Genomic DNA, 12,713 nt, shown 5'->3' with positions numbered 1-12,713 from the left:
TCTTATTTGATTCTAAAAAGCCTGAAGATTTATGATTTTCGGGCTTTTTTGTTTAAGTGTTTCCAAGTTTCAAACTCAGTTTTAAGCGCATTGTTGGTTAAAGGGTAAAGCCCAATCACAGATGCCCCATTTCCAACTTTTTCAAGTACAAATTCCTCATACAAGGTCATCTCTAAACATTCATCAGCTACATCATCAGCTAAATGTTGCGGTATGACCATAACACCATCATTATCACCAACTATAAAATCTCCTGGAAAAACCGCCACATCTCCACAACCAATAGGTTCGTTAATGGCAATGGCTTGGTGCAATGTAAGATTGGTAGGTGCCGAAGGTCTGCTATGATATGCTGGAAAGTCCAAATCCGCTATTTCAGCGGAATCCCGAAATCCACCATCGGTTACCAATCCTGAGACACCGCGTTTCATCAATCGAGTTACTAATATTGAACCTGCCGAAGCGGCTCGAGCGTCTTTTCTGCTATCAATGACAAGTACAGCCCCTTCAGGACACTCTTCAACCGCTACTCTTTGTAAATGTTTAGGGTCTTTAAAAACTGAAATAGGATTCAAATCTTCACGGGCAGGAATATAGCGCAAGGTATATGCTTGCCCGACCATTGTGGGTTTGCCTAATTTTAGTGGTTTGACATTTTGTATAAATTGATTTTTCAATCCTTTTTTGAAAAGGCAGGTGGCGATGGTAGCCGTACTTACTTTTTTCAACTTGTCTTTTGTAGATTTTGCTACTTCAGTCATAGTATTCTAACTTATTGATTAGAATTATTCTGCTTGTTGCCAAGCATTTTTTAAAAAAGTCAAGTCCTTTTTCATTTGCGCAAAAACTTCCTTTTTATCAATCGTGATTTTAGAACCACCATGTTCTGCCCCTCCTAAATCATACTCCAAATGTAGCGAAACGGGCACATTGATTTTATATTTTTTAAGCAGTTTGAAGTAGGAATCGAAATCGACCATACCTTCTCCCAATGGGACATTTATCGGTTGCCATTTTCCATCTTTCTGTCCCCATTTAAAATCCTTGATGTCGATACTGCTAATGTAGGAATGAACAAGGCGAAGACCGAGTTGCCAACTACTACCTCCTTCTACAACCGCATGCCGAATATCATATTGGCAGCCCATGTGCAGGGAAGATGTGTTTTTTAAAATTTGCGGGATATCCCAAATCGGGGCACCAACATGATTGCCAGCATGGTTTTGATATCCGCCGTACAATCCCAATTTTTTGTTCAGCACCTCCAAAGCGGCTAATTTTTGAGCATGGACCTCGATAGTTTGCTGAATTGTCTTTTCTTCAGGATAAGTGAGCCATCCGGTACGGTAATGCGTTAGTCCCAGGGCACTTGCCGTTTCTAGAACCTGCCTGCTTTGCGGGTCGTTTGCTTCGGTAATATTGGTCGTCATCATGGTCGGTAGCAAACCGAATTTCTTCATTGTGGAAATTACCTTAGGTAAATCTTCAGCAGCACGTTCAGGCAGCACATGCCCTTTAGGCCTTACAGTTAAATCTAAACCATCAAAACCCATATCTGCGGCAGCTTCTGACATCTCATTGTAATCAAGAAATTGCAAATGTTTAGAAAACAAATTTACCTTGATATCGTCATTTGGATTTGGACGTGTATTTAAGAGAGATTTGTCAAAACCCATAAGCGGTATACTACCTAATGCAGCAGCCGATAGCTGTGTAAAATTTCTTCTTGAGATACCTTTTTTATCTTTTTTCATAATCAGGTGCAGTTTTATATTTTCTAGGTAGAAATTATGTTAAAAACTTGCGTGTCTTACAAATATATGTATTTTTGGTAAACCAAACTGGTTAACCAATTTGAATAAACCAGTTTTTTCGATTATAGTAATATGACTTTATTTGAAGTGCCACAGCTTCAAACTTGTTTCATATAGTCCTATTTTGAACTAGCATATCGTATGTATAACCGACATAATTACAACATGAATTTCAAAATATCTCCATCAAAGACTACCATGTTTGCCATAATGATTGGTGCTTTGTTGTTCCTGAAGAGCTGTAAAGATATCAAGCAAGATGTCTCGAAAGCCAATGAAAAAGCATCCAAAGGAATTGTTGCAAACGACGTCATACCATTTTTTCAACATTGGAATTTAATCTTAGGTGATGGTTCTAATGTAGGTCTGGCAACTAATTATGAGAACGAAAATTTCTTTTACGTTACAAACGACGGTAAAAGTAATTGGGTAGTTTATAAAGCACCCAATGCAGGAGATACTCATGGGACTTCCAATAACACAAGAACCGAATTGGCTCAGATGAAAAAATGGTATCCTGCAACCGCCAATGATAAATTGACAGCTACTCTCAAAGTAATGAATGTCTCAGCTACCGGCGATGCTCGAGTTGCATCTACTTATTCAGTAGTTGTTGGTCAGATTCACAGTGCCGATGGCCATGAGAACGAACCGCTGAAAATATTTTACAAAAAGTTCCCCGGACACTCCAAAGGATCGGTTTTTTGGCATTATGAAATCAATACAGCAGGCGATGATAATTCTGGAAGATGGGATTTTTCAACCGCTGTTTGGGGCAATAATTTTTCTGTTGTTGGTTCTGAAGTGAACACTTATCCAGAAGAACCTAAGGATGGTATTGCCTTAGGTGAAGAATTCAGTTATGAAATTGAGGTCAAAGATGGTATAATGCGCTTAAAGTTTATGAGCGAGGGGCATGAAACCAAAACATTTTCAAAAAACTTAATCGTATCAGAGTATACAACAGCAGCGGATATTCCAAAACAAACACAAGACTTATTTGTGCCAATCGGTCAAGACGGGGCGGAACGTTCAAAGGCATATGCAGGCGAGGGTCTTTTTTTTAAATTAGGTTCTTATAACCAAACAAATGGAAAGTCTCCAGAAGTAAACAAGAATTGGTGTTCTGGAGCTGAAACCCATGGTGGTGATGTTCAAAAACAATATGCCGACGGAAACTATGCTGAAGTTTGGTTTAAAACAGCAAGTATTTACGTAAGCGATGCTGCCGTATCAAATGAGGGTTATTTCGCTAAAAATGACTAGGCCATGGATTGTCTCAAAGTTCAATTAATTATAAGTTTTAATATGATGAAATACCGTTTATTCCTTCTTAGTGGCCTTCTTTTATTTATTTCCTGTGGAGAAAATACTGTTCAAAAAGGCGTCACAGTGAATGATATTGAAGAATTGAATGTGGCTTTGGCAAATGTGAGTCCAGGTGATGAAATAGTCATGGCGAACGGCGAATGGAATGATGTTAAAATTCGATTTGTAGGTTACGGAAAGGAGAAGCAGCCTATAACCTTAAGAGCCGAAACCGCTGGCGAAGTGCTAATCAAAGGAAAGTCTGATTTAAAACTTGGAGGTGAATATTTAGTGGTTGATGGTTTGCACTTTACGGAAGGCTCGTCACCTTCAAGAGCGGTGATAGAGTTTGCCATCAATAAAGATACCCTTGCCAATCATACGCGGGTAACGAATTGTGTAATCGAAGATTTTAATAAAGACCAGCGAAACCAAAGCGATTTATGGGTGTTGTTAAAAGGGAGGCATAATGAGGTTGATCATTGTTATATTGCAGGGAAGTCTAATCGGGGCCCGACGATTCGAGTTGATTTGGAAGGCAACAAGAGCATAAAAAATTACCACAAAATCACGAATAACTATTTCGGGCCAAGACCACCCAAAGGTGGACCAAGCGCCGAAACCATACAGATTGGTAATAGTTTTACCTCCATGGCTCCCAGTTATACACTCGTGCAAAACAACTTCTTTGATCGTTGTAACGGCGAAGTAGAGATAATTTCCAGCAAAACAAATTTCAATGAATTTCGGAATAATGTTTTTTATAAAAGCGAAGGCTCATTGGTTACAAGACATGGTAATTACTGCATCGTAGACGGAAACTATTTTATTGGAGATGATAATTCTGAACAAATAGGGGGCATTCGATTGATAGGAACCGGGCATTGGGTGACCAACAACTATTTTTATAACCTAAAAGGCCAAGTTTTCAGAAGTCCGCTGGCTGTGATGAATGGTATTCCTAAATCACCACTAAACCGATATATACAAGTTACGGATGTCGTTGTGGCCCATAACTCTTGGATCAATTGTACTTCGCCATTACAATTTGGTGTGGGATCCAATGTTGACCAAAAAGATGTGTTACCGGCTTCTGAAATCAGGTCGGAAAGACCTATTCGTACTATCGTGGCTAACAATTTAATCTATAATGAAAAGGGCGATATGCTTCCTATTGTAGCGCACGATTCTTTAGATGGCATTGATTTTAAAAGTAATTTAATAAACAATCAAGGTGTCGCCCTCAATCCTTACTCAGGATTTAAACAAGAGGAATTTTCACTTTCTGAGGTAGAGGAGAATCTTTTAATACCTTCAACTGAACTACCTAACATAGGGTTTTATAACGGTTTCGAATTTGACCAAATTAAAGAAGATTTGTTTGGTAGATCAAGAGCAGATAAAAATGTTGTTGGAGCAATAGCTGGTGGACCCGCGAATTCCCCAAATCTTATGGATGTCTCTAAATATGGTCCTGGTTGGTATACTATTAATGAGGCAAATGAGAATGAGGTGAAAACACATTCCGTAGCTTCTGTTGTAGAATTGGTGACAGCTGTAGAAGCAGCAAATAGTGGTGATATCATAGCCTTAACAGCGGACCAATACGAACTGAAAAATTCGCTGAAGATTTCTAAAAAACTCACTATTCGTTTAGCAAGTGCCAATGAGAAAGCAATAATCATGTATAGTGGTGAGGCCAAAACGCCCGCCTTTGAAATGAACCCCAAGGGAGAGCTTACCCTTGAAGGGGTTTCGTTAAAAGGTCAAAAAAGTCAGTATGCTTTTGCTAGTTTGCAAAGTAACATGTCCAGCCATTATAATTTAACGGTAATCGATAGTGAAATAGCAGATTTTGACTATGTGTTAAAAGGCTATAAATACTCTTTTTCGGAGTATGTAAAATTCAAATCTACCCTCATTCAAAACTGTTTGAATGGAATAGAATTGGCAGCCGAGGATGATGATCGTGGTGATTACAATGCGGAAAACGTCTTTATTGACAATTGTCGATTTCTTGGTATTGCCGAGAATACCATTAATTACTACAGAGGTGGTTATGACGAATCAACGGTAGGTGGAAATCTAGTTGTGACCAATAGCTCCTTTGCGAATTGCGGTGCCAAGGAGGAAAACGGAATATTAATAAATACGTATGGTATTATCAATGTTATTATTGCAGGAAATAAGTTCGAGAACAACCGAGTGAAAATGGTTGCGCGTCTGTGGGGTGCAAAAAACAATTCGCATGCTGATAACGAATTGAAAAATTCAGGGGAGTTGATAGTTCAAGAAAATCTTCCATTGAAACTCATGTATTAATCCAAAGGAAAAATGAAAACTAAAACGATAATAACTGTAGTACTAGTCGGTCTTATTTTAGTGGTTGCTAGTTGTAAAGAGAAAACAAAGCAGGTTCAAAAAGAAGTTACAAAAGCTATCATCTACCCGAGCGATGTAATTCCGTTTATGGATGAATGGAAAATTCTTTGTGGTGATGGTACAAAAAGCGATTCGTTAGTGAATTTTTCAAAAGAAAATTTCTTTTATGTTGAGAACGATGGCGAAACCGATTGGGTGGTATATAAAACTCCCAATTCAGGTGTTACCTCAAGAACCTCAAGTAATACAAGAACAGAATTAGGCCAAAAAGCACATTGGATTCCTGAAACAGGTGGCAAACTAACGGGAACCTTGAAGGTTATGCATGTGTCAACTACAGGTGATGCTAAAGTATCCTCTTCATATTCCACGGTTATTGGACAAATACATAGTGATGAGGGTCATGAAAATGAACCTTTAAAAATCTTTTACAAAAAATTTCCAGATCATGAAAAAGGTTCTGTTTTCTGGAATTATGAAATTAATACAGCAGGTGATAATTCAGGCCGTTGGGATTTTTCAACCGCCGTTTGGGGCTATGATTTCTCTAATGTGGGAACAAGTGCAACATCATATCCAAAGGAACCCGAAGATGGTATCGCATTAGGGGAAGAATTCAGTTATGAGGTAAATGTGTTTGAAGGGATGATGTACTTAACCTTTAAAAGTAAAGGTCATGAGACAGTGCGCTTCGAAAAGAGTTTATTGAAATCTGATTTTTCGAAAAAAGCGGATGTTCCCGAACAAATATTGAATACTTATTACTTGAGAGGTCGCGACGGAGTAGAACGTGATACCGCTTATGCTGGTGAAGTACAATATTTCAAACAAGGGTGCTACAATCAAGCGAACAGAAAGTCCACCAAATCGGAAACCTATGGAGGTGATATAGCCAAACAATACGCAAATGGCAGCTTCGCAGAGGTTTGGTTTAAAGAAGCCACGGTAGGAGCGGCTACTTCACCTAATAACGACTAATTTCCATGATGAACTATTGTTAAAAATTTGTGAATCTTAGAATTAAATGTATTTTTGGTAAACCAAATTGGTTAACCAATTTAATGATGTTTTTGAAAAACTCCTTTTTTCTTTTCTGTATTATTGGCTACTTAAGTATTTCCCCTTTTATAGCAATAGCTCAAGAACATCCCAGTTTGATTCTCACCAAAGCTGGTGTTGAAAAAATTAGAGCTGAGTTGGGCAAGGTGCCCTTATTTGATGTTTCCTTAGAACAACTGAAAAAAGAAGTTGATGCTGAAATCGCTTTAGGAATTGATACGCCTGTTCCAAAAGATTACTCCGGCGGGTATACACATACACGTCATAAAAAGAATTGGATTGTCCTACAAAAAGCAGGAGTCTTATTCCAGATTTTACAAGATGAGAAATATGCGATTTATGTTCGCGATATGTTAATGCAATACGCTGAGCTCTATCCAACATTACCAGCTCATCCAAAAACACGTTCCTATGCTAGAGGGAAATTATTCTGGCAATGCTTGAATGATTCCAATTGGTTGGTTTATGTAAGTCAGGCTTACGACTGCATCTACGATTGGCTGTCAAAAAAAGAGCGTAAAAATTTAGAGAAAAATCTTTTTAGACCATTTGCTGATTGGATATCCGTAAAAAATCCGCAGTTCTATAATCGTGTGCACAACCATAGCACTTGGGGCAATGCTGCTGTAGGTATGATTGGTTTGGTAATGGATGATGAAGAACTTGTTGAAAGAGCATTGTATGGTTTTAAAGATGATGCTTTGGAAGTAGGTGCCAAGGATAATGATGGGGGTTTTATAAAAGAGGAAGGTCAGAAAACGGGTTTTTTGGCGAATTTGGATGAACCTTTTTCACCAGATGGGTATTATACTGAAGGGCCTTATTATCAAAGGTATGCTATGTATCCATTCTTGATTTTCGCCCAAGGACTTCATAACGTAAAGCCCGAATTGAAAATTTTTGAATATAAAAAAGGGGTACTCTTAAAATCTGTAAATGCACTATTGAATTTAACAGATGCAGATGGCGAATTTTTTCCAATTAATGATGGCCAAAAAGGAATGTCATATTATTCTCGGGAATTGGTAACTGCCGTTGACATAGCCTATCATTTTGGAGGAAATAATCCAGAATTACTGAGTATTGCCCAAAAGCAAGGTCGAGTAGTATTGGATGACACAGGATTGTCCATTGCAATGGGGATAAAGGAAGGAAGGGCAAAGCCTTTTGTAAAAAAATCAATTAACCTCTCTGATGGCTCTGATGGTGATCAAGGCGGAGTGGGGATTTTAAGATATGGGGAAGAAGACTTGACCGTAGTACTCAAATATGCAGCCCAAGGCTTGAGCCATGGACATTATGATAAACTTTCATTTTCTGTATATGAAAAGGGAGAAGAAGTGCTTCAGGATTATGGATTGGCAAGATTTGTAAACATTGAGCAAAAAGGGGGGGGTAACTACCTCAAAGAAAATACCACATGGGCAAAACAAACCGTGGCCCATAATACATTGGTCCAAAATGAAACATCTCATTTTGATGGCAAATATGAAGTTGGAAACAAACACCATTCGGAGCTATTCTTTTTTGATACTACAAATGACCACGTGCAACTTATAAGTGCAAAAGAGAAAAATGCATATCCTGAAACAGAAATGCATAGAACACTTGTCCTTATTAAAGACAAGAATATGGAAAAGCCTTATGTGTTGGATATTCTAAAGGTAAATTCCAATACCAAGAATAAATATGATTTGCCATTTTATTATAAGGGGCAAATAATGGAAATGAATTTTGACTATAAAGTTCCCAAATCGTTGAATCCTCTAGGAACATCAAACGGCTATCAACATTTATGGTTGGAAGGAAAAGGTAATTCCACTTCTCAAAACACAAAATTTTCATGGCTGAACAACCAAAAATTTTATACGCTAACAATGGCTACACATCTTAATGATGAACTATTGTTTACGCGTTTAGGAGCCAATGACCCAGAATTTAACCTAAGAAGGGACGCTGCTTTTATGCTTCGCAGAAAAGATGTTGCCAAAGAAGTGTTTGTATCAATCATAGAATCTCATGGAGCATATAGTCCGGTCTCAGAATTTGCGGTGAATGCAAGAAGTAGTATTTCAAATTTAGAAGTCATTTATGATGATATAGATTTTACTGGAGTCCTTATTGAGACTACCAAAGACAAAAAGAGTCTGCTTATCCTGTCAAATATAGAAGCGTCAAAAAGCTACGAGCATAAATTAGAAATAAACAACAAAGAGTATAAATGGACAGGGCCATACTATTTTGGTCCAGTTAAATAGTATTTAATTATGGAAAGTTTTGGGTCAAGTAAGGAATTTTTGTTTGGAAAGGAAATCCCATGGGAAACTGTTGGGGAAGGTTTAGAAAGGCAAATAATGGGATACGATGATAAGATAATGTTGGTGAATGTAAAGTTTGCTAAGGGAGCTATTGGTGTTATGCATGAGCATCATCATTCTCAGGTTACCTATGTAGTAAGCGGCTCCTTTGAACTTACCATTGGGAACGAGACCAAAATACTCAATACTGGAGATTCATTTTATATTCCCCCCCATGTAATGCACGGAGCTGTTTGCTTGGAAGCGGGGTTTTTAATTGATGTGTTTAGTCCCATTCGTGAAGATTTTATGATAAACCGCTAAAAAAAGATATCCGAAAATCAATTCTTGATGTTTTAGAGAGCTTTAATTGCTCAAAACCATAAAATTTTAACATTTTAATTGAAAATAGGTTTTTTTTTAACCTTTATATAACATATATTTGGTCAACCAATTTGGTCAACCAGTTTGGAATACCAATAAAAGTAACACTATTATGAAAACATAACGCAATAAAAAAAAGGATAGGTGCACGCCTATCCTTTAGATGATATCACTTCTTTGGAGGGAAGTAATACTTAAACTGATACACTTTTACTTAAAAAATGCATATGTCAAAATTAAGGAAATTTAATTTATTGACTAAACGTGTTTTATTAGTGAAAGTGGGATGCCATCACGACTACGCTACGTGAATGGAATGGGAATGTTAATTGACACAAATAATTGAACTAACTAAAACTAATGAATTTAAAAACGAAACTACTTTTAATTGCAATATTGTTGTCCAATATTCAATTATTTGCCCAAGACAGCTACAGTCTTGCAGGCACAGTGACCGATACAGACAACGTTCCAATTCCTGGAGCGAATGTTATTGTTTTGAATACGACAAGAGGAACTCAAACCGATTTTGACGGTAATTATTCCATTCAGGTTTCAAATGGGGATGTATTGCAGTTTTCCTATATAGGTTATGCAACACAAGCTGTAATTATTAATGGACAAACATCTATTAATATAATACTTCAAGAGGATACAAGCGAACTAGATGAGGTTGTCGTCATTGGTTACGGAACACAGAAGAAATCCACTTTGACAGGGTCCATTTCTAAAGTCGTGAATGATAATTTGGACCAAATTGCGGTGTCTAGGGTGGACGAAGCCTTAATTGGTCAGGTATCTGGGGTTAATATCCAAGCAACTAATGCTGAAGCAGGTGGTGCTCCTACTATTACGATTAGAGGTGTAGGATCAATAACTGCCGATTCTGGCCCTGCACTGGTGATTGACGGTATAGTTGTAAGCTCAGAATTTTTCGCCAATATTGATATGAATGATGTGGAATCTTTTGAAGTTTTAAAAGATGCAGCATCTGCCGCTATTTATGGTAGTGAAGGGTCCAATGGTGTAATTTTGATTACTACTAAGAGTGGTAAGGCAGGGAAAACACAATTTAGCTATCAAGCCTACACCGGCTTTAAAGACGCACACGGGAGCGATGATTACAGAAAGAGTGTTGCTGACTGGGCGGTAATAGAGCAAGCAGCGACCGGAACACTTTCAGGTGAAACTCTATACGCTCAGGCATTGGTTAATATTACTGGAATTGACAGAGATTGGCAAGATGTTTTCTTTGACGGTGGAAACGTTATAAGTCATTCTTTTTCCGCAAGAGGAGGTTCTGAGAATACTAAGTTCAGTGCATCTTTAAGGTCACTTCATGATGAAGGTGTTGTAATTACGGATGACTATACACTGTACACTGCAAATTTGAAGTTAGATACTAAATTAACTGATAAATTAAGATTTGGACTTAGAGCTTCGCCATCTTTTACAGAGCAAAGACGATTGCCAACATCAATACATAACCCAATACGTCAATCCCCTTGGTTACCTATTTATCATACAGAAGAAACACTTCAATTCATTAATCGAGGTAACTATCCAGATGTTGGGGTTGGCGATTACTTCTTTGAAAATCATTTAGAGAACAGGGACTTTGACAATGATGGAAATACAGAAAGACCCCGTACTTCGGGTGATTCAAATCCATTTGCACAATATGTTGAGAGAGAACATTATGAGGATAACACCAAGTTGTTTGGCTCTACATATTTTAGCTACGAAATTTTAGATGGACTAACGGCAAAAACATCTTTAGGGGTTACTTTGGAACAAAGAACAAGAAGAAGATGGGACGGTACAAGGCATCATGCAGCTGGTAATAGCAGGGCTCAGTATAATTTACAGAATAGATTCCGTACCAGACTGATTTCAGATAATACATTAAACTATACCAGAACATTTGGTGAGGACCATGATTTCAATTTTCTAGCAGGTATGACCGTACAGCAAAGAAAATCTGAAGAGAGCATTACCACTGGTAATGGATATTCCAATGATTTGCTTAAAAATCTACAAGGCGCAACGGCAATAGCTAGTTATTCTGAAATCAATACTGAACTAAGAAAAGTAGGTTACTTTGGTAGGATTAATTACGCTTATAAGAATAAGTATTTATTCAATGCCTCTTTTAGAAGGGATGGTAGTTCGGTTTTTGGCGTAAACTCTAAGTATGGTAATTTCCCTGCGGTATCCATAGGTTGGAATGTGGCTAGAGAAAACTTCTTAATGAACAGCGATGTTGTAAATAATTTGAAGTTTAGAGCCAGTTACGGCCTTACAGGAGCTGAGAACTTTAATGTAGGCAATGCAATTGTAAATGCTTGGCCTTATCTAGCTTTACTGCAAAATTCAAATGCTGTTGTTGATGGCAGTGTAGATGCAGGCGTTTCACCACTTAACATTGCAAATGCATTATTGCAATGGGAAGCTTCGGAAGAATTCACCGTTGGGTTGGATTATGGATTATTCAATAACAGAATATCGGGATCCCTGGATTATTACCAAAGGACCAGTGATGAATTACTGTTAAATAACCCAGTATCTTACATTACTGGATTTTCCGCAGGTATAGTGAACTTAGGTGAAGTGCGGAACAGAGGATTGGAACTTGAGTTAAGAACCAAAAACATTATTAAGGAGAAATTTAGTTGGAGTTCTACTTTGATCGCATCTACCAACCAAAATGAATTGTTGAGTTTTGGTGATTCCAACAATGCGTTAATTGAAGATACTTATGGTAGAAATTCACAATGGATTAACAGAATAGGTGAACCTATATCATCTTTCTGGGGTTATGTAGTGGATACAGATGCTTATGATGATACTGAGTATAGAACGACTTATGTTGACAACCCTTGGAATCGAATTAACGGTCAAGCTGATGATACAATAGTTAAAGATCTAAATGGAGATGGAATAATTACAGAAGAAGACAAAACTATTTTAGGAGACCCTTATCCAGATTTATTATACAGTCTTACCAATGACTTTAGAATTGGAGCCTTTGATTTCTCATTTCAAGTTCAAGGAAGTCTAGGGGCTCAGGTAAACAATATAGGAGATCAATATTTCTACAATTGGTTTGGTAACAGAACCAGGAGTGGGGGTGAATTACAGGCTGTTGCCGATGGCCTTGTTCCACATACATCTTTCATTCAAGAAAAGGTGTTGACAAGTGAAGTAATTGCAAGCGCAGATTATTTTTCATTACGTAACGTAAACCTTGGGTTCAATTTTCCAAACGATCTCACTTCAAAATTAGGACTGTCAGGGTTAAGACTTTATGCCACTGCTCAGAACTTGGTTTATATCACTGCAGATGATTATCATGGTTTCAACCCAGAACATGTAGATGGTAATAACCCTAGAGCATACGGTTCTCAAAGAGCAGGTACACCTATATTTAGAACCGTAACACTGGGTCTTAACGTTGATTTTTAATTTA

Annotated in this window: 8 protein-coding genes; 6 read left to right on the top strand and 2 right to left on the bottom strand. The window is 37.7% G+C overall.

Translation table 11 applies throughout. From position 1 onward, the window contains the following. Window positions 1–29 precede the first annotated feature (29 nt). Both DKG77_RS13660 and DKG77_RS13655 read right to left on the bottom strand, forming a co-directional pair. The gene (locus tag DKG77_RS13660) at window positions 30–761 is read right to left on the bottom strand and encodes a ribonuclease activity regulator RraA (RefSeq protein WP_109664045.1); all 732 of its coding nucleotides are present in this window, start codon (window positions 759–761) and stop codon (window positions 30–32) included. Window positions 762–785: 24 nt separating this feature from the next. Further along, window positions 786–1,754: a sugar phosphate isomerase/epimerase family protein gene (locus tag DKG77_RS13655; protein WP_109664043.1), complete on the bottom strand. Its 969-nt coding sequence runs from the start codon at window positions 1,752–1,754 to the stop codon at window positions 786–788. Between the two features lie 225 nt (window positions 1,755–1,979). Between DKG77_RS13655 and DKG77_RS13650 the strand changes: the two genes are divergently transcribed. From DKG77_RS13650 to DKG77_RS13625, 6 genes are all read left to right on the top strand, one after another. Further along, window positions 1,980–3,080, top strand: a complete 1,101-nt coding sequence (locus tag DKG77_RS13650; protein ID WP_243414934.1) for a polysaccharide lyase family 7 protein — start codon at window positions 1,980–1,982, stop codon at window positions 3,078–3,080. 42 nt (window positions 3,081–3,122) lie between these two features. After that, window positions 3,123–5,444, top strand: coding sequence for a chondroitinase-B domain-containing protein (locus DKG77_RS13645; RefSeq protein ID WP_165819399.1), 2,322 nt, complete (start codon window positions 3,123–3,125; stop codon window positions 5,442–5,444). A gap of 12 nt (window positions 5,445–5,456) precedes the next feature. Beyond that, window positions 5,457–6,482 (top strand): polysaccharide lyase family 7 protein, encoded by a 1,026-nt coding sequence (locus tag DKG77_RS13640; protein WP_109664037.1) that lies wholly within the window; start codon window positions 5,457–5,459, stop codon window positions 6,480–6,482. Window positions 6,483–6,565: 83 nt separating this feature from the next. Then, window positions 6,566–8,821: an alginate lyase family protein gene (locus DKG77_RS13635; RefSeq protein ID WP_207785465.1), complete on the top strand. Its 2,256-nt coding sequence runs from the start codon at window positions 6,566–6,568 to the stop codon at window positions 8,819–8,821. Between the two features lie 9 nt (window positions 8,822–8,830). Continuing rightward, window positions 8,831–9,184 (top strand): cupin domain-containing protein, encoded by a 354-nt coding sequence (locus DKG77_RS13630; RefSeq protein ID WP_109664032.1) that lies wholly within the window; start codon window positions 8,831–8,833, stop codon window positions 9,182–9,184. A gap of 420 nt (window positions 9,185–9,604) precedes the next feature. Continuing rightward, on the top strand, window positions 9,605–12,709 hold the full coding sequence (locus DKG77_RS13625) for a SusC/RagA family TonB-linked outer membrane protein (RefSeq protein ID WP_109664029.1): 3,105 nt from the start codon (window positions 9,605–9,607) through the stop codon (window positions 12,707–12,709). Window positions 12,710–12,713 lie beyond the last annotated feature (4 nt).

Source organism: Flagellimonas aquimarina, from assembly GCF_003149745.1.
Lineage (GTDB): Bacteria > Bacteroidota > Bacteroidia > Flavobacteriales > Flavobacteriaceae > Flagellimonas > Flagellimonas aquimarina.
Note: the sequence above shows the minus strand (reverse complement) of the source record. Positions and strands in the feature narration are given on the sequence as shown.